The organism is Saccharothrix syringae (assembly GCF_009498035.1).
In the GTDB taxonomy this organism is placed as follows: domain Bacteria; phylum Actinomycetota; class Actinomycetes; order Mycobacteriales; family Pseudonocardiaceae; genus Actinosynnema; species Actinosynnema syringae.
Window position 1 is genome coordinate 4,958,118 of the sequence record NZ_CP034550.1, and the last position, 15,566, is coordinate 4,973,683.

The following is a 15,566-nucleotide window of genomic DNA, read 5'->3' on the forward strand; positions in this document are numbered from 1 at the left end:
CCGGGCGTTGTGGCCCTAGGTTGAAGCCATGCGCGTGTGCGTCTACTGCGGTTCCTCCAGCGCCGGCCCCGTCTACCTCGCGGCCGCCCGTCAGGTAGGGGCCACCCTCGCCCGCCGGGGCATCGAGCTGGTCTACGGCGGCGCCCGCGTTGGCACCATGGGCGCGGTGGCCGACGGTGCCCTCCAAGCCGGTGGTCGGGTGATCGGGGTGATCCCGCAGTCCCTGACGACCTGGGAGCTGGCCCACAACGGCCTGACGGAACTGCGCGTCGTAGCAGGTCTGCACGAGCGCAAGGCGACGATGACCGAACTGTCCGACGCCGTCCTGGCGTTGCCGGGTGGAGCGGGCACGCTGGACGAGTTGTTCGAGGCGTGGACGTGGGCACAGCTGAAGGTGCACACCAAACCGGTCGGGGTGCTCAACGTGGCCAACTTCTTCGACCCGCTGCTGGCGATGGTGGACCACATGGCGGCCGAGGGGTTCCTCAAGCCCGCCTACCGGGAGATGCTGCTGGTCGACGACGACGTGGACCGCCTGCTGGACCGCTTCGCCGACTACCGCCCACCCGACTACACCTGGTCGGACGACCCGGTGGACGCCGGCCGGTAGCCGGCCCGGGCCTGCTCCCGGTCGTCGAACGCCAACTCGGCCCGTTTCGTCCCATTCGCGGCGCAAGTCCGCTTGGTTACTCCATCCGGGCGTAGAAGTGGTCTAGACCTGAATCTAGCGTGGTCTGAACCATGCTGCCAGCACGAGGAGAACCATGTCGATGAAGAGGTGGGGGGCCGCCTTCCTGGCCGGCGCCCTGTCCGTCGGGTTGTCGGTCGCCGCGTCACCGGCACAGGCCCACGACCGCCACGGCGGCAGCGCCGTTCGCACCGTCGGGTACTACACGCAGTGGAGCTTCGCCGATCGCGGCATCCCGGTCCGCTACCTCGTCGAGAACGGCACCGCGGCCAAGCTCACCCACCTCAACTACGCCTTCGGCCTCCTCGACGAGCAGGGCCGGTGCGTCAGCTCCGACCCGGTGGCCGACTACCAGCGCCAGATCCCGGCGGACCAGGCCGTCAACGGCCGCGCCGACCGGCCCGGCCAGGCGCTGGCGGGCAACCTCAACCAGCTCAAGCAGCTCAAGCAGAAGTTCCCGAAGCTGCGCGTCTACATCTCGCTGGGCGGCTGGACCGGCTCGGCGTACTTCTCCAACGCCGCGCTCACCCCGCAGTCGCGTGCCGCGCACGTGAAGTCCTGCATCGACCTCTGGCTCAAGGGCAACCTGCCCGGGGCGCCCGCGGGCGCGGCCAAGGGCGTGTTCGACGGCATCGACCTGGACTGGGAGTGGCCGTCCACCGAGGGCAACGCCGGCAACGTCGTGCGCCCCGAGGACAAGCAGAACTTCACCGCGCTGCTGCGCGAGTACCGCACGCAGCTGTTCAAGCAGGGCCTGAAGGACCGCAAGGTCTACGACCTCACCGCGTTCCTGCCCGCCAACCGCGACGCGCTCGACCGCGGGTACGAGGTCGCCGAGGTCTACCGGCTGCTGACCTTCGCCACCGTGCAGGGCTACGACTACCACGGCACCTGGGAGAGGACCACCAACCAGCAGTCGGCCCTCCGGGTGCCCGAGGGCGACCCGACCACGCCCCCGGACAGCGGCGAGATCGTCGTCGACGCGCACATCCAGCGCGGGGCGCCCCGCCACAAGATCACGCTCGGCGTGCCCTACTACGGTCGCGGCTGGACCGGCGTGACCAACCGGAACAACGGCCTGTTCCAGCAGTCCACCGGCGCGGCCCCGGGCACCTACGAGGCGGGCTTCGAGGACTACCGGACGCTCAAGACCCTGCTGGCCGGCGGCACCTACCGGTTGTACCGCGACCCGGAGGCCGGTCACGCCTGGCTGTTCGACGGCACCACGTTCTGGAACTACGACGACCCGATCGAGCTGGAGCGCAAGGGCCGCTTCATCCGCGACCGCAAGCTGGGCGGCGCGATGATCTGGTCGCTGGACGGCGACACGCCGCAGGGCGAGCTGATCAACGGGCTGCACGCCGGTCTGCACCGGCGCTGAGCGGCACCGCGGTCGTGGGGCGGGCCCGCGGTGGCCCGCCCCACGTTCGTCTTCACGGGCAGCGCATCCGCAACCGCCGACCTCGACACGGATGGCGAGTGGCCCCGCCCGCCCCCCGGTGTGAGGTTGGTCGGGACCGTGCCTCGCATTCGCCCTCGTCGCCGGAGGTGGGGCCTGGTGGCAGGTGGACCTGCCGGCTCGCTCGCCGACTCGTTCGGCACGCGCGCGTCGGCGGCGGCCCTCAGGGTGCTCGTCCACGCCGAGCGGGCACCGGACCCCCGGGACCACCAGCGCCAGCACATCAGGGACCTGCGGTGACCGGAGCCGGTCGGCGGCCCGGAGGGGCACCACCCCGCGATCGGGGCGGTGGGTCGCCGCCCGGCGGTCCGAACGCCGTCGCTCGCTGCCACAACCGTTGAGCCTGCTGCCGCTTCGCCCGGGCGAGTGCCCGCATCCGCTCCCGGTGCTCCACCGGCCAGCGGAACTGCTGCCCCCGGACCTGCACGGACCACGCGAGGTCGTCGTGGATCAACGCCATCTCCGCGCTCGCGGCGGCCCGACTCATCAGTTCCAACGATCGCCGCAGGGCCTCGGCCGGTTGCCTCGCCGCCGGCGACCGCCTCGATGCCTGTGTCACGGCACGAGTTTCGACGATGGTGCGGTGGGTGGACAGCGCCAAAGCGAACACCGCACAGCGCCAAAGCGAACACCCGCGCCCGGGCCTGCCCGAGCGGCGGATCGGCATCGGCGTCCCCGCCGAGCGGTTGCGCCGTCCCGAGCGGGTCGTCGCACCCGACCTGGCCTCACCACCGGGAATCCCCGCCGACAACGGTTCCGCGGCGTCAGGGCGTGCCGTGCGGCGTCTGGGGCGTCGCCGCCCTGCACCACCTGGTCGCGCTGCACCGGACCAGGGCGAACACCATGCCGCCCGTCATGGGGCCGTAGCCGTAGTACCAGTGCATCACCACTCCTCTCGGATGCGGTCGCGTCGGTCGCCCGTCACGACCCGTGGGTGACGTCGGCGTTGAGGTAGTCGAACTGGGCGTAGGTGAACGGTTCCCCGGGCAGGTGCCACACGGCCGTGGCGCGGCGGGGGCGGATGCGCCCGGCGACCAGGCACCAGCCGTCGACCGGGGTGGACCAGCGGGTCCTGACCAGGCCGCCGGGCAGGTCGGCCCAGCGGTCCTCGGTGGTGAACTCGCGGGGTGCGCCGCGGTGGTCGACGGTGACGCGGGCGGTGACGGTGTTGTCGTGGTCGGTCAGCGCCAGCTCGAAGGTGTGGTCGTCGACGCCGGTCCACCGGACGGGCAGCCGGAGCAGCATCGACGGGGCCAGCAGCACGGCGTCGTCGAGGAAGGTGACCAGTTCGCCCAGGTCGAACTCGGGGCCCTGGCCGTCGGCGAGGGTGAACACGCCCAGGGCGGTGGCGTGCATGCGGCCGTGCCCGTGCGCGTAGACGTCCGTGGCCTGGACGGGGACCAGGTGGGCCATCTTCAGGCGCATCCGGAACTCGCGGGTGAGGTCGTCCGCGCTGTTGTGCTGCTCGCTGACGCAGGCCAGCCAGTTCTGGTCCGGGCGCAGCCGGAAGTAGCCCGGCACGGTCGCGCGGAACCACCGGTCGGCGGGGCGGCCGGGCACGCGCGTGAACCCCAGGTAGCGCCGCGCCGGTTCGGGCAGGTGGGCGAGGTCGTCCTCGGTGATCGGCTCGGCCCGCGTGTCGATGTGCGTCATGGTGCACCTCCGCCTCCCAGGCTGTCCGAGGCGGCGGGGGCGTGGCAGGGCCGAAGGCAACGACCGGGCAGGGACCTCCGGCTGCGGCGCCGGCCCGGTCGTGGGTGATCACGCGGTCACCGGGTGCGGTCGGCATCCTGCTTGACCGACCGCAGCACCGCGCGGGCCGGCAGCCCGACGAACGGGGCGGCCGGTCGCCAGTAGCGGCGGAAGCGCTGCCAGGAGCGCGGGTCGGTCAGGGTCGTGTGCGTCTCGAAGGTCACCAGCGTGCGGCCCTGCCGTACGGGCAGCGCCGCACGCTGGTGACCTTGCCGTGACCCGGTGCGGCGAACTCGGCGAAGCCGCGGGCCTCGACGTCGTGCACCGCGCGGTAGGTCTTCTCCGGATCGGCGTCGACCACGACGTGCGCGGTGCTGGTGAAGTCGGCGCGCGGTGCGGGTTGGTCGATCAGCAGCGGTTGAGGTCATGACGGGTCACCTCCGCGGAAACGGGGGCGTGCCCCGCGGTCACCCGGCAACAGGGGCGGGGGTCGTGGTCGCGCGGGGTCGAAGGCCCCGGGCGCGGGGTGGACGCCGCCGCGCCGCACGCCGTGGGCGGCTCGACGGTCTTCGGTCCCGACCCGGTGGGGACCAAGGACCGCTGCCCGGCCCGGGTCCCCTGCCTAGCGTCGGGGTCGAGGGCCCCGCGTCAGCCGCTTCCCGCGGGGTGCGGTCGCCGACATCGGACTGGGAGAGGAACCCGTGATGAGTGCCCCGATCGTGGTGGGAGTGGATGGTTCGGCGTCGGCGTTGACCGCCGCCAGGTGGGCTGCCGGGGAGGCCGCCCGCCGCCGGGTGCCGCTCGTGCTGGTGCACGCCTGCGTGCTGCCCGCCGCCGGTTACCCGGAGCTCGTCGTGACCGGTCCGGAGGTGCGGGAGGCGGTCGAGCGGCAGGGCCGGCAGTGGCTGGCGGAGGCCGAGGACGCCGTCCGCGCCGTCGCACCGGACGTGTCGGTCGGGACCGCCCTGGTCGCCGACCGCCCCGCCGCGGCCCTGGTCGACGCCTCCCGCGAGGCCCGGCAGGTGGTCCTCGGTTCCCGGGGGCTGGGAGGCTTCTCCGAGCTGCTGGCCGGTTCCGTCGCGGTCGCGGTCTCCGCGCACGGCGCGAGCCCCGTGGTGGTGGTGCGCGACGAGTTCCCGGCGGACGGCCCGGTGGTGGTCGGGGTGGACGGCTCGCCCACGAGCGAGGAGGCGATCGCCTTCGCGTTCGAGGAGGCGTCCCTGCGCGGTGCCCCGCTCGTCGCGGTGATCGCCTGGACCGACTTCCTGGTCGACAGCGCCTACCACTCGCGCTTCACCGTGGACTGGTCGCAGGTCGAGCAGGAGGAGCTGCGCGTGCTGGCCGAGCGCCTGGCGGGCTGGCAGGAGAAGCACCCCGACGTCCGGGTGGAGCGCCGCGTGATCCACGACCGCCCCGTCCGAGGTCTGCTCGGCGTGGCGGAGGGGGCCCAGCTGCTGGTCGTGGGCAGCCACGGCCTGGGCGGCTTCGCCGGCATGCTGCTGGGCTCGACCAGCCAGGCCCTGGTCCACCACGCCCCGTGCCCCCTGGCCGTCGTCCGACCGGTCGAGGCCGGGCGCTGAGGGCGCGGATCGGCGGCGGACGGGAACCCCTTGCCCGTCCGCCGCCGTCGTGCGCGCGACCCGCCCGGTGCGGCAGGGGACCTGCGTCACCGGCGCGGCGGGCACATCCGCACTGTCGGGCGCCGGTGGGGGCGCGGACCGTTGCCGGTATGAACGCCGCAGATGTGATGACCAGGCCCGTGTACACCGTCGAACCCACCGTCACCGTGCGCGCCGCCAGCGCGCTGCTGGTCGACCACGGCTTTTCCGCTCTCCCCGTCGTGGAGCCCGGTGGCCTGCTGGTCGGCATCGTCTCCGGTTCCGACCTGCTGGTGGCCAACCTGGAGCGGGCCGCCACCACCGTCGACCGGATCATGACCGCCCCGGTGATCAGCGCGCCGCTCACCGCCTCGCCCACCGAGCTGGCGAGCGCGGTGCTGGGCCACCGCCTGCGCTGCCTGCCGGTGGTCGACGCGCGGGGGTCCGTGGTCGGCGTGGTCAGCCGCGGTGACCTGCTGCGCGTGCTGACCCCCGACGACGACGTCCTCGCGGTGCGCGTCGACCGGCTGCTGACCGCCTACAGCCGCACCCGCCGGTGGGACGTCGAGGTGGCCGGCGGCACCGTCGTGGTCGCCGGGCCGTTCGACGACGAGGCCGAGCGCCGCGTGGTCACCGCCCTGGTGCGCACCGTCCCCGGCGTGGCGGGCGTGGAGCTGCGGCCGGCCCTCGGCCCGGTCCGCGCGAGCTGATCGCCGGCCCCGTGATGAGGGGCGAAGGTCCCGGCTTCCGCAGGACCGTGGCACCTGACCTCCGCCTTCGCCGGCCGGGAGGCTGGGGGGTGAAGGCGGAGGAGGAGAGATGGACGACCAAACCGTCGAGGCCCGGGTGGGTGGCTCAGGGACCACGGGTGCGACCGAGCGCCTCGACGACCGCGCGCTGCTGGCCGACGGGTCCGTGGTGGCGCTGCGCGAGCTGGGCCCCGACGACGCCGACGCCCTGCTGGCCCTGCACCGCGGCCTGCCGCCGGACGACCGGTACCTGCGGTTCTTCAGCACCTCACCCCGGCACCTGGAGGACTTCGTCGCCCGGCTGACCTCGCCGGACGAGCCGCGGCACGTCGTGGTCGGCGCGTTCGCGGGGAACGTCCTGGTCGGTGCGGCGAGCTACGTCCTGCTCGACGGCGACACCGCCGAGGTGGCGCTGGTGGTCGCGCACGACCGGCAGTCGCACGGCGTGGGCACGCTGATGCTGGAGCACCTGGTCTCGCTGGCCCGCACGCGCGGTGTGCGGCGGTTCTCGGCCGACGTCCTCACCGCCAACTCCCGGATGCTGCGCGTGTTCGCCGACCTGGGTCTGGTTTGTACGTCCACTGTGGACAAAAGTGAGGTGCGCGTCGACCTCGGGCTGGACGTCGGTGAGCGCTACCTGGAGGCCGTCGCCGACCGCGAGCTGGCCGCCGACGTGGCCAGCCTGCGCGCCGTGCTCAGGCCGTCCTCGATCGTGGTGGTGGGTGCCGGGCGCAAGCGGTCCTCGGTCGGCAACGCCGTGCTCTACAACCTGGTCCTCGGCGGCTACCCGGGCGCGCTGTACGCGGTGAACCCGCACGCCGACCGGGTGCTGGGCGTCGACTGCCACGGCTCGGTGGCCGACCTGCCGGAGGCACCGGAGCTGGCGGTGGTGTGCGTCCCGGCCGAGGCGGTGCCGCGGGTCGCCGAGGACTGCGGACGGCACGGGGTGAAAGCCCTGGTGGTGATCACCTCCGGGGTGGACCCGGAGCGGCTGTCGGACGTCGTGCGCCGGTACGGGATGCGCCTGGTGGGCCCGAACTGCGTCGGCGTGTCCGGCACCGACCCCGACCTGCCGGTGAACGCCACCTTCATGGCCGGTCGCCCCGCCGCGGGCGACATCGGGGTGGTCACCCAGTCCGGCGGGATCGCGATCGCCGTGGTCGAGCGGCTGCGCGCGCTCGGCCTGGGCACCACCGAACTGGTCTCCACCGGCGACAAGCACGACGTGAGCGGCAACGACCTGCTGCTGTGGTGGGAGCGCGACGAGCGCACCCGCGCGGTGGTGCTGTACCTGGAGTCGTTCGGCAACCCGCGCAAGTTCTCCCGCCTGGCCCGCCGGGTCGCCCGGCACAAGCCGGTGCTGGCCATCCGCGCCGCGAGCAGCGAGGCCGGGCAACGCGCCGCCGCCTCGCACACCGCCTCCACCGCCACCCCCGCGGTCACCCGGGACGCGCTGTTCCGGCAGGCCGGGGTGACCGCGGTGGACGGCGTCACCGACCTGGTGGAGGTGCTGGCCGCGCTGCACGCCACCCCGCTGCCCGCCGGCCGCGCCGTGGCCGTGCTGTCCAACGCGGGCGGGCTGGGCGTGCTCGCCGCCGACGCCTGCGCCCGCCACGGCCTGTCGATCGCCGAGCTGGGCCTGGGCACCACCGCGGCGTTGGAACTGCTGCTGCCCGGCACCGCGAGCACGCGCAACCCCATCGACACCACCGCCGCCGTGGACGAGGGCACGTTCGCCCGCTGCCTGGACCTGGTCGCGGCCGACCCGGCCGTGGACGCGGTCGTCGCGGTCACCGTGCCCACCGCCGTCGGCGACCCGGCGGCCGGCGTCCACCGCACCGCCAAGCCGGTGCTCGCGGTGGGCGCCGACCAGGACGGGGCGGTGTCGCTGACCGGGGACGGCATCGCCCGCTACGCCGACCCCGCCCGGGCCGCCGCCGTGCTGGCCGCGCTGGCCGACCGCGGCGAGTGGCTGCGCCGCCCCGCGGCCGAGCCCGCCGAGCCGCCCGGCGTCGACCTGGCCGAGGCCCGCGCCGTCCTCGCCGGGCAGGACGGCTGGCTCTCGCCCCACCGCGTGGTCCGGCTGCTCGGGGCGTTCGGGCTGCCCGTGCTCGGCGGCGTGCTGGTGGAGGACGCGGAGTCCGCCGTGGCCGCCCAGCGCTCCTTCGACGTCCCGGTGGCGCTCAAGGCCGTGGCCGACGACCTGCTGCACAAGAGCAGGGGCGGCGGCGTGCTGCTCGGCCTCGCCGGCGCCGACGCGGTCACCCGCGGCTTCGAGGAGCTGCGCGACCGGTTCGGCGACCGCCTGACCGGCGTGTTCGTCCAGCCGATGGCCGAGCGCGGGCGCGAACTGCTCGTCGGCGTGGTCACCGACCCGCGGTTCGGGCCGCTGGTGGTCACCGGGCTGGGCGGGGTCGACACCGACCTGGTCGACGACCGGGCCGCCGCGCTCGCCCCGCTGTCCGAGGCCGACGCGACCGACCTGCTGCACCGCTTCCGCGCCGCGCGGGAGGTGTTCGTCGAGCACGACGAGAGCGCCGTGCTCGACGTGCTGCGCCGCGTGTCGCTGCTGGCCGAACTGCTGCCCGAGGTCGTCGAGCTCGACCTCAACCCCCTGGTCCTCACCCGTGACGGGGTCGTCGCGGTGGACGCGCGCGTGCGCGTCGCCCCGGTCGAGCCGGTCGACCCGTTCCTGCGCAGGCTGCGCGACCCCCGGAGGACGCCATGAGCACCGGTCCGATCGTCGTCGGCATCGACGGCACGCCTGCGGGTGCCGTTGCACGTGGTCAACGCCTACGCCTACGAGCCGCTGGCCGAGTGGGCGATGACGAGTGAGCAGGAGGCGCGCGCCCGCTCGGAGGAGCTGATCGGGGAAGCGCTGCGCAGCGCCCCCGTCGTGGACGGCAGGCGCCTGGTCGGCGTCGTCACCCGGCGGGACATGCTGCGCGCGGTCAGCCGCGACGACCGGGCGCTCGGAGCCGAGGTGCGGCGCCGCCCCGGCCGCTACGCCGACGCCGACCGCCTCGCCGGGGAGGGCCTGCGCGTGCCGGCGTTCGCCCGCGCCCGCGTGCCCGAGGGCTTCGAGCTGACCGAGGAGGCGTTGCACGGCGCGGAGTTCCCGGGGTTGCAGGCGATGCACGACCCGCCCCGGCCCGAGGCGGTCGACGCCGTGCGGAGGAGGCGCGCACGGCCGCCGTGAACGTCTTCGTCGCCGCCCAGATCGCCTACTCGTCCAACTCGCGCTCGCTGGAGCGGTTCCGCCCGCACGTCGGGCTGCGCGTCACCCCCTGGCTGCCCGCCGGCAGCGCGCTCCAGCTGCTGTTCACCTAAGCGCCGGCCGTCCTGGCGTACGCGGTCGTGGAGGTGGACGAGTGGTGGTGCCGGGGGCGCACCTGACCGGCAGGTGACCGGATCGGCGTGACGCTACTCGGTCGTCCTGCCCCCGTTCTCGCGCACCCGCGTGGTGAGCGCCGCCAGCCGGTGGCTCAGCCGGACGGGGACCGGCCGCGCGCCGCGCAGTTGCCGCGTCTCCGGGGGCAGCCACAACGCGTCGACGCGGAAGCACTCGCACGCGTCCGCCACCGCTTCCGCCGCGGTGCGCACCGGCCCGGTCCGGCGACCGGCCGTCATGACCGGCACCAGCAGCGGCTCACGGCCCGCGGGCACCGGTTCGTCGCGCGTGGCCAGCACGTCACCCTCCGCGGCGGTGCCCCGGTGGACCTGCTTGGCGCCCGGCGTGGTGGTCCGGCCCCGGGACGGCCCCGCCACCGGCCTGCCGTCGTAGTCGACCAGTTCGCAGGCGCTGTCCAACAACGGTGCGTCGGCGCACACGCCCAGGCGGGTTCCCACGCCGAAGACGTCGATCGGCGCGCCCGCCGCCACGAGCGCGGCGATGCCGTGCTCGTCGAGCCCGCCACCGACCACGATGCGGGTGTCGTGCAGCCCGGCGGCGTCGAGCAGTTCCCGCGTTCGCACCGACAGCTCGCCGAGGTCGCCGGAGCCCAACCGCACCCCGGCCGGCCGGCCGGACTCGATCGCGGCCCGCACCCCGGCCAGGGTGTCGTAGGTGTCCACCGGCAGCACGGCGTCGGGGTGGTCCTCGATGAACGCGCGGAACGCCGCCCGCTCGTCGCCGAACGCCAGCACGGCGGAGTGGTCCACCGTGCCCGCCGCCCGCAGCCCGTACCGGTGGGCGGCGGCGAGGTGGCCGGTGGCGTCGAACCCGGCGATGGCGGACGCCCGCGCGACGGCCATCGCCGCGGAGGGCCCGTGCGCGCGGCGGGCGGCGAACTCGACCAGTTCCGCGCCGTCCGCGGCGAAGGCGCAGCGGGCCGCCTTCGACGCCACCGCGGTCTGGAACGTCACCAGGTTCAGCAGGGCGGTGCCCACCAGTTGCGCCTGCGGGAGCGGCGCGGTGACCTCCAGCAGCGGCTCGCCGGCGAACACCACGCGCCCCTCGGGCACCGCCCGGACGCCCCCGGTGAACCGCAGGTCCTCCAGGTCCACCGCGTCGATGCCCGAGCTGTCCAGGTAGTCCAGTTCGTCCCCGGTGAACCGGAACGCCTCCAGGAAGGCCAGGCAGTCGGCCAGGCCGGCGGCCACCAGGAAACCGCGCCCGACCGGGAGGGTGCGGACGAACAGGCTGACCGTCGCGTCGCCGGTCATCCCGCGCCGCAGGTAGCTCGCCGCCATCCGGACCTCGTGGAGGTCGCTGCGCAACCCCGTCATACCCCGATCGTGCGCCTGGTGGCGGGCGGCCGGCAGAGGACGAAGTCCTTGCCGGGGCAGGGACCGGCGGCCCGGTCGCCGGGCGTGCCGCGCGAGGTGGGGCAGTGGGTTCCCCGACCACCACGCGCACCGGCACCACGACGGTGACCACCAGGGCGATCGGCACCGCCACCACCGCGGTCACCGCGCCCCGCGCCGGCCCGGGGCGCGGTGAGGTCGAACGGGAACACCCGGCGCAACCGCCGATCGGCTGACCGGCGCGGCGCGCGGTCGTGCGATTCGGTCGTTCCGCGGTCGTGGTCGTGGTGGCCTCCCGGGGCCGGCCGGCAGGCGCGCCGGCGTCTCCGGTGTGGCCGGGTCGTGGACCGCCACCACCTCCAGGCCCGTGCCGGCGCGGTCGAAGGCGGAGCGCAACCAGCTCTTCCCCCGGCTCAGCGCCCCAGGTTCGCGAGCCGGTGCCGCAACCGGTCGTGGAGCAGGTCCACCGCCTCCCGGTAGGTGCCCGCGGTCGCCTGGGCGTTGACCGGGGTGCCGTTGACGTCCAGCCCGGCGTGCGCGGCGATCGACCGCGGCCCGTCTGCGGGTGCGTACTCGGCCACCGCGGTGACCTTGTCACGGGCGTACCCGGCGGCGTCGACGGGGACGCCGGCGGCCAGGTCGGGGCGGGGGTTGAGGATTTCGGGTGTTCCGCTCACACGTCCAGCCTCGTCCTTCACCTGATCGGGGGGCAGGGACCGGAGGTCTCACCCGTCGGGGCCTTCGGTCCCTCGCCAACGGTGGGCGGCGGGCGCAGGATCGGCGTCATGACGAAGAAGTGGAGCGAGCTGTCCCGCTCGCGACAACGCGCCGCGGTGGCCCTGGCCACCGCGCAGGTCGGCTTGGCGGCGGCGTGGACGGACCTGGCCCGCCGGCCCGCCTCGGCCGTCAACGGCCGAAAAGGACTGTGGGCACTGGTCATCGGCGTCAACTTCATCGGCCCGCCGGCCTGGTTCCTCTGGGGGCGCAGGTAGGCCACCGGGCGGTGCACCGCGCCGGTGACCGGGTGGGTGCCGCGCCCGGCGTCGCGACCACCACCGGACCTGCCGCCCGCAGCGCTGGTCAGGTGGGTGGACGGGACGGTGCCCGTGTCCGGTTCACGGTGTCCTCCGACCCGTTCGCCTCGGTCCCCAGGTCGTCGACCGGCGCAGGACCCCGCGCAGGGACACCGTGATCGCGATGCCGATGGCGACGTTGAGCACGGCCGTGGTGACGCGGCTGGGGGCGGGCACGTCCAGGCTCAGCGGCAGCACCGCGGTGATGGCCGTGACCAGCAGGGCGATCCGGGTGAAGAAGCGGAGCGCGTCCGGGGTGGTGCTCAGCAGCAGCTGGGCCAGTGCGGTCGCGACGAACGCGCAGCCCGCCGCGACCAGGGGGTAGCCGGTGGTGTCGGCGTCACCCCAGGCGCCCGCGCCGTCGGGGGCGAGCACGGCGATGCCCAGCACCCCGCGTGCCAGGAGGATGCCGACGACCGCGAGCAGCCCGGCGACCAGGGCGGTGGCCGCGCCGCCCGCCCACAGCCGGCTCGCGACGGGGGCGCGTCCCGGCTCGGGACGGTCCGCCGGCTCGTCCGCCGCGGTGTAGGGCAGGATCACCGTGTCCGGCGGCTCCAGTGCCGTGCGGTGGTGCTCCCGGCGGTCGAGCATGGCGGTCCTCCTTCCTGGAGGTCTTCACCCCGAGTGTGGAGCCGCTTCGGGAGTGGTGCCAGGGGATGAAGGCCCGCGTCGGCGGGACTTTCGTCGAGGCCGCCCCTCGGTGGGGTTGGGGCGCGTTCACTGATCGGGCCACGGGACCGCGTGGAAGTCGTGGGCCGCGGGGACGAACGCGTCGCCGTCCTCCCGGGATCACCACGAGATGATTTCCGTCCTGGGCGTTACGACTCCTCCGGCTCCTCGACCACGCCGTCGACGGGGCGTCGGGGTGAGAGCAGGCCGTCGCGCACGCGGTCGCGCGTGGCGGCCACCTCCAGTGGTTGGCTGAGCGGGCAGGTCGCCAGGCCGGCGTTCGTGGCTTCGAGCAGGACGGCGCTCATGGCCTCGCCGGCGCGCAGCGTGGACAGGTGGTCGTCCGAGGAGGTGCCGAGCAGCAGCAGCGCGCCGTCCTCCTGCTCGCCCGAGGGCCGGTCGACCGGTTCGCCGCCGGGGAACTCGCGCAGCCGGACGTCCCGCGTTGCGGTGCACCGCTCGGCGCGTTAGCCGCGGGCACGCCCTCGGTGCCAGCGTGCCCGCGCGGCCGCCTGGCCGATGGCGGTCGCCGGCTCGAACCGGGCGCGGTCGTCGCGACCTCGGCCCTGGTCGGTCCGCGGCGGGTGAACTCGACTGCGGCGAGGTGGTCGGGGTCGGCCGGGTTGGGCAGCCGGTGCACCACGCCCGCCAACCCAGGCCGGCCAGGGCGGTGCGCGGGTGCACCCTCCGGTCGCCGACGCGCCACCGCCTGGGCTGCGTGTTGTGCACCGACGGCGCGCGGCACGTCGGCGCCACCGCCGCGTTGATCGTCTCCCGGTCGGGTTGGCCCCGTTCCACGACGGCTCACCTCCGCCACTCTCGTGTCCACCACCGACCGCGGCACCGCCGCCGCGGCCGATCGCAGGGTCGGAGGTCCCGTCCCACCGGGGACCGCCCGGACGACCAACGACTCTGTGCCGCCCCGCGCACCGCGACGAGGCTGGGGTCACCGGCCAGCCGAGGAGGTCGAGCAGTGGACACCGAGCCCGTCGCGCGCCTGGCGCGCAACCTCTTCCCGGGGCGCAACCCGCTCGCCCGCGTCGGCGACCGCCTCGAAGGCGTGGCCGCCGTGGCGTCCCTGCTGGTGACGCTGCTGGGCCTGCCGGTGGCGGCCGCGCTCGGCTCGGAGTCGTACGTGCGGCAGGCCGCGCTGTCCGAGCAGCAGCTGGGCGCCCGGCACCAGACCGGGGCCGTGCTGCCGGCGGACTCGCCGGTCTCCGCCGGCGCGGCGGGTGCCGGGTCCGCCGTGGCGACCGCCGGGGTCCCCGCCGAGTGGCAGGTGCCCGGTGGCGGTGCCCGGCGCGGTGAGGTGACCGCGAGCCGCGACCTGCGCGCCGGGACCGTCGTGCGCGTCTGGGTGGACGACGACGGCGCGGTCGTGCCCGCACCGCTGACCGCGGAGGGCGCGGTCGTCGGTGCGGTGGCCCTGGCGCTCGGCGCGTGGATCGCGCTGGGCGGGGCCGCGGCCCTGTTCTACGTCCTGGTCCGGTCGGTCCACCACCGGCTCCAGCTGCGCCGCTGGGACGCCGGGTGGGAGGCCGTCGAACCGCTGTGGAGGAGGTTGGCGTGACCACGTACCCGGTGCGCGTGACCGCGCACGCGGACCCGAGGCTGAACCGGTGGCTGTGTCGCCGGCGTCGTGCTGCTGTCCACCGGTCGCCACCCGCAGGGCGTGTTCGACTTCGTCCTGGGCACGCCTCCGCCGGCCGGCACCGCGAGGCGCGTCGTCCCGGCGGTGCTCGGCGTGCTCCTGCTCCTGGAGGGCATCGGGTGGCACTGGGGGTGCGGGCCGACCAGACCCGACGCGACGCCACCGGAGCCGCCCCCGCCCGGCACCTGCACAGCGACGGCTACGCCCTGGAGATCGGCGTGAACCGGACCGAGGCCGGCCGGGTGGTGGGGGAGGACTGGCTCGGCCGCGTCGGCGTCGGGGCCGACCCGGACGTGTTCGTGGGCATCCGCGGCGACCCCGCCCGCGCTCGCGCCGCTGTCCTGGGTGCTGCCGGGCACCGGTGCGGCACTGCTGTTCCTCGGCGGCGGGCCGGTCCTGTTCGCCGCGACCCGGACCACGACCACGAGCAGGGGAGAGGGCAATGCGTGAACCCACCGTCGCCTCGCTGATGACCCGCGAGGTGGTCAGCGCCGGTCCCACCACGCCGTTCAAGGACATCGCCGCCACCCTCATCGGACGGGAGTTCGCCGCCGTGCCGGTGGTGGACGACGACGGCCACCCGATCGGCGTGGTGTCCGAGGACGACCTGCTGCCCGAGGAGGAGTACCGCGGCGGCATCGAGGCGGCGCCCTCGTCGTTCGCCGGGCACGAGGCCAAGCGGCGTTGGCATCGTGCGCACGGCACCACCGCGGCCGACGTGATGACCGCGCCGGTGGTCACCGTCGGTCCCGACGAGCCGGTGAGCGCGGCCGCGCACCGGTTGGCCGAGGCGGGGGTGCGCGGGCTGTTCGTGGTCGACGCCGGGGGCCGGCTGGTCGGCGTGCTGTCGCGCCGCGACCTGCTGCGGGTCCTCCTGCGCCCCGACGACGAACTGCGCGACGAGATCACGCGCGAGGTCCTGGGGCGCGCGCTGTGGCTGGAACCCGCCGCGGTGGAGGTCGGCGTGACCGACGGCGTGGTCACGCTGCGCGGGCACGTCGAGCGGCGCAGCGAGGCCGACATCGCCGTCCGGCTCACCCGGGCCGTGCCCGGTGTCGTCGACGTCGTCGACCAGCTCACCCACAGCTGGGACGACACCGACACCAGCTACCGGTTCGGATGACGACGCATCCGGCACGGCGAAGTCCACGGGTGGCCCCGGCTCGGCCGGGGTCACTCCCCGCCCGTGCTGCCGCCGGAGCGGTTCGCTCCGGCTTGTTCCCGGCCCGGCGTTGGCCGCG

The 15,566-nt window shown here is 75.0% G+C and carries 20 protein-coding genes; 13 read left to right on the plus strand and 7 right to left on the minus strand.

The annotated features are described in order from the left end of the window. The first annotated feature begins 28 nt into the window (after positions 1-28). The 3 genes from EKG83_RS21530 (at position 29) to EKG83_RS21540 (ending at position 2,387) form a co-directional block, all read left to right on the plus strand. Complete coding sequence (locus tag EKG83_RS21530; protein ID WP_033429642.1) at positions 29-610, plus strand: LOG family protein; 582 nt, start codon at positions 29-31, stop codon at positions 608-610. Between the two features lie 154 nt (positions 611-764). Then, entirely contained in the window at positions 765-2,069 is a 1,305-nt protein-coding gene (locus EKG83_RS21535) for a glycoside hydrolase family 18 protein (protein ID WP_033429641.1), read from the plus strand. Between the two features lie 177 nt (positions 2,070-2,246). Continuing rightward, positions 2,247-2,387, plus strand: coding sequence for a hypothetical protein (locus tag EKG83_RS21540; protein WP_153278273.1), 141 nt, complete (start codon positions 2,247-2,249; stop codon positions 2,385-2,387). Between the two features lie 681 nt (positions 2,388-3,068). On the opposite strand, the gene EKG83_RS21545 is transcribed toward EKG83_RS21540, so the two are convergent. The 3 genes from EKG83_RS21545 to EKG83_RS21555 all read right to left on the minus strand — a co-directional run bounded on the left by EKG83_RS21545 (position 3,069) and on the right by EKG83_RS21555 (position 4,200). After that, positions 3,069-3,800 carry a DUF6544 family protein gene (locus tag EKG83_RS21545; protein WP_033429639.1) on the minus strand — a complete coding sequence of 244 codons (732 nt, stop codon included), beginning with the start codon at positions 3,798-3,800 and terminating at the stop codon, positions 3,069-3,071. 116 nt (positions 3,801-3,916) lie between these two features. After that, the gene (locus EKG83_RS21550; protein WP_153278274.1) at positions 3,917-4,063 is read right to left on the minus strand and encodes a hypothetical protein; all 147 of its coding nucleotides are present in this window, start codon (positions 4,061-4,063) and stop codon (positions 3,917-3,919) included. Next, positions 4,060-4,200, minus strand: a complete 141-nt coding sequence (locus EKG83_RS21555; protein ID WP_153278275.1) for a hypothetical protein — start codon at positions 4,198-4,200, stop codon at positions 4,060-4,062. The genes EKG83_RS21550 and EKG83_RS21555 overlap by 4 nt, the downstream gene beginning before the upstream one ends. Positions 4,201-4,543: 343 nt before the next feature. Between EKG83_RS21555 and EKG83_RS21560 the strand changes: the two genes are divergently transcribed. From EKG83_RS21560 to EKG83_RS49070, 5 genes are all read left to right on the plus strand, one after another. After that, the gene (locus EKG83_RS21560; RefSeq protein ID WP_033429638.1) at positions 4,544-5,419 is read left to right on the plus strand and encodes a universal stress protein; all 876 of its coding nucleotides are present in this window, start codon (positions 4,544-4,546) and stop codon (positions 5,417-5,419) included. Positions 5,420-5,568: 149 nt separating this feature from the next. Then, positions 5,569-6,147, plus strand: coding sequence for a CBS domain-containing protein (locus EKG83_RS21565; protein ID WP_033429637.1), 579 nt, complete (start codon positions 5,569-5,571; stop codon positions 6,145-6,147). A 109-nt stretch (positions 6,148-6,256) separates the two neighbouring features. Further along, positions 6,257-8,914: a bifunctional acetate--CoA ligase family protein/GNAT family N-acetyltransferase gene (locus EKG83_RS21570; RefSeq protein ID WP_084716218.1), complete on the plus strand. Its 2,658-nt coding sequence runs from the start codon at positions 6,257-6,259 to the stop codon at positions 8,912-8,914. A gap of 42 nt (positions 8,915-8,956) precedes the next feature. Next, positions 8,957-9,385: a CBS domain-containing protein gene (locus EKG83_RS46990; RefSeq protein WP_051765197.1), complete on the plus strand. Its 429-nt coding sequence runs from the start codon at positions 8,957-8,959 to the stop codon at positions 9,383-9,385. Next, positions 9,382-9,516: a hypothetical protein gene (locus EKG83_RS49070; protein ID WP_265590343.1), complete on the plus strand. Its 135-nt coding sequence runs from the start codon at positions 9,382-9,384 to the stop codon at positions 9,514-9,516. The genes EKG83_RS46990 and EKG83_RS49070 overlap by 4 nt, the downstream gene beginning before the upstream one ends. 93 nt (positions 9,517-9,609) lie before the next feature. On the opposite strand, the gene EKG83_RS21580 is transcribed toward EKG83_RS49070, so the two are convergent. Beyond that, a complete protein-coding gene (locus EKG83_RS21580; RefSeq protein ID WP_033429636.1) occupies positions 9,610-10,914 on the minus strand; it encodes a nicotinate phosphoribosyltransferase in 1,305 nt (434 codons plus the stop codon). Positions 10,915-11,018: 104 nt separating this feature from the next. Here EKG83_RS21580 and EKG83_RS21585 point away from each other — a divergent pair, with 104 nt between their 5' ends. Further along, positions 11,019-11,168, plus strand: a complete 150-nt coding sequence (locus EKG83_RS21585; RefSeq protein ID WP_153278276.1) for a hypothetical protein — start codon at positions 11,019-11,021, stop codon at positions 11,166-11,168. A 177-nt stretch (positions 11,169-11,345) separates the two neighbouring features. On the opposite strand, the gene EKG83_RS21590 is transcribed toward EKG83_RS21585, so the two are convergent. Further along, entirely contained in the window at positions 11,346-11,609 is a 264-nt protein-coding gene (locus EKG83_RS21590; protein ID WP_033429635.1) for a hypothetical protein, read from the minus strand. A gap of 108 nt (positions 11,610-11,717) precedes the next feature. Between EKG83_RS21590 and EKG83_RS21595 the strand changes: the two genes are divergently transcribed. Continuing rightward, positions 11,718-11,924 (plus strand): PLDc N-terminal domain-containing protein, encoded by a 207-nt coding sequence (locus EKG83_RS21595; RefSeq protein ID WP_033429825.1) that lies wholly within the window; start codon positions 11,718-11,720, stop codon positions 11,922-11,924. A 123-nt stretch (positions 11,925-12,047) separates the two neighbouring features. On the opposite strand, the gene EKG83_RS21600 is transcribed toward EKG83_RS21595, so the two are convergent. Further along, positions 12,048-12,596 (minus strand): DUF6069 family protein, encoded by a 549-nt coding sequence (locus tag EKG83_RS21600; protein WP_228122743.1) that lies wholly within the window; start codon positions 12,594-12,596, stop codon positions 12,048-12,050. A gap of 227 nt (positions 12,597-12,823) precedes the next feature. Then, positions 12,824-12,982: a hypothetical protein gene (locus EKG83_RS48020; protein ID WP_228122745.1), complete on the minus strand. Its 159-nt coding sequence runs from the start codon at positions 12,980-12,982 to the stop codon at positions 12,824-12,826. Between the two features lie 665 nt (positions 12,983-13,647). Between EKG83_RS48020 and EKG83_RS21610 the strand changes: the two genes are divergently transcribed. The 3 genes from EKG83_RS21610 (at position 13,648) to EKG83_RS21620 (ending at position 15,448) form a co-directional block, all read left to right on the plus strand. Then, positions 13,648-14,244 carry an Rv1733c family protein gene (locus EKG83_RS21610; RefSeq protein ID WP_033429634.1) on the plus strand — a complete coding sequence of 199 codons (597 nt, stop codon included), beginning with the start codon at positions 13,648-13,650 and terminating at the stop codon, positions 14,242-14,244. Between the two features lie 200 nt (positions 14,245-14,444). After that, on the plus strand, positions 14,445-14,795 hold the full coding sequence (locus tag EKG83_RS21615; RefSeq protein WP_033429633.1) for a hypothetical protein: 351 nt from the start codon (positions 14,445-14,447) through the stop codon (positions 14,793-14,795). Beyond that, positions 14,768-15,448: a CBS domain-containing protein gene (locus tag EKG83_RS21620; protein WP_033429632.1), complete on the plus strand. Its 681-nt coding sequence runs from the start codon at positions 14,768-14,770 to the stop codon at positions 15,446-15,448. The genes EKG83_RS21615 and EKG83_RS21620 overlap by 28 nt, the downstream gene beginning before the upstream one ends. Positions 15,449-15,566 lie beyond the last annotated feature (118 nt).

Coding starts and splice junctions, on each gene's coding strand:
- EKG83_RS21530 (WP_033429642.1), top strand. CDS start 29: ATGCGCGTGTGCGTCTACTGCGGTTCCTCCAGCGCCGGCCCCGTCTAC.
- EKG83_RS21535 (WP_033429641.1), top strand. CDS start 765: ATGTCGATGAAGAGGTGGGGGGCCGCCTTCCTGGCCGGCGCCCTGTCC.
- EKG83_RS21545 (WP_033429639.1), bottom strand. CDS start 3,800: ATGACGCACATCGACACGCGGGCCGAGCCGATCACCGAGGACGACCTC.
- EKG83_RS21560 (WP_033429638.1), top strand. CDS start 4,544: ATGAGTGCCCCGATCGTGGTGGGAGTGGATGGTTCGGCGTCGGCGTTG.
- EKG83_RS21565 (WP_033429637.1), top strand. CDS start 5,569: ATGAACGCCGCAGATGTGATGACCAGGCCCGTGTACACCGTCGAACCC.
- EKG83_RS21570 (WP_084716218.1), top strand. CDS start 6,257: ATGGACGACCAAACCGTCGAGGCCCGGGTGGGTGGCTCAGGGACCACG.
- EKG83_RS21580 (WP_033429636.1), bottom strand. CDS start 10,914: ATGACGGGGTTGCGCAGCGACCTCCACGAGGTCCGGATGGCGGCGAGC.
- EKG83_RS21595 (WP_033429825.1), top strand. CDS start 11,718: ATGACGAAGAAGTGGAGCGAGCTGTCCCGCTCGCGACAACGCGCCGCG.
- EKG83_RS21600 (WP_228122743.1), bottom strand. CDS start 12,596: ATGCTCGACCGCCGGGAGCACCACCGCACGGCACTGGAGCCGCCGGAC.
- EKG83_RS48020 (WP_228122745.1), bottom strand. CDS start 12,982: ATGAGCGCCGTCCTGCTCGAAGCCACGAACGCCGGCCTGGCGACCTGC.
- EKG83_RS21620 (WP_033429632.1), top strand. CDS start 14,768: ATGCGTGAACCCACCGTCGCCTCGCTGATGACCCGCGAGGTGGTCAGC.